The organism is Neorhizobium huautlense (assembly GCF_002968575.1).
Classification (GTDB): Bacteria; Pseudomonadota; Alphaproteobacteria; order Rhizobiales; family Rhizobiaceae; genus Neorhizobium; species Neorhizobium huautlense.
On record NZ_PVBM01000127.1, the window covers coordinates 1 to 394 of the forward strand.

Sequence of the window (394 nt, forward strand, 5' to 3'; positions counted from 1 at the left end):
GATGAGGATCGCGATGCACTGCGTGCGGCGCTGGAAGGTGCAGACATGGTCTTTATTGCTGCGGGTATGGGGGGTGGTACCGGTACAGGTGCAGCACCAGTCGTCGCTGAAGTGGCAAAAGATTTGGGTATCCTGACCGTTGCTGTCGTCACTAAGCCTTTCAACTTTGAAGGCAAGAAGCGTATGGCATTCGCCGAGCAGGGGATCACTGAACTGTCCAAGCATGTGGACTCTCTGATCACTATCCCGAACGACAAACTGCTGAAAGTTCTGGGCCGCGGTATCTCCCTGCTGGATGCGTTTGGCGCAGCGAACGATGTACTGAAAGGCGCTGTGCAAGGTATCGCCGAACTGATTACTCGTCCGGGTTTGATGAACGTGGACTTTGCAGACG

At 54.8% G+C, this 394-nt stretch carries 1 protein-coding gene; it reads left to right on the top strand.

Annotated features, from left to right (window positions below):
- Positions 1-394, top strand: a 394-nt coding sequence (locus C5L12_RS27935; protein ID WP_425350834.1) for a cell division protein FtsZ, incomplete at both ends; no start/stop codon positions are given.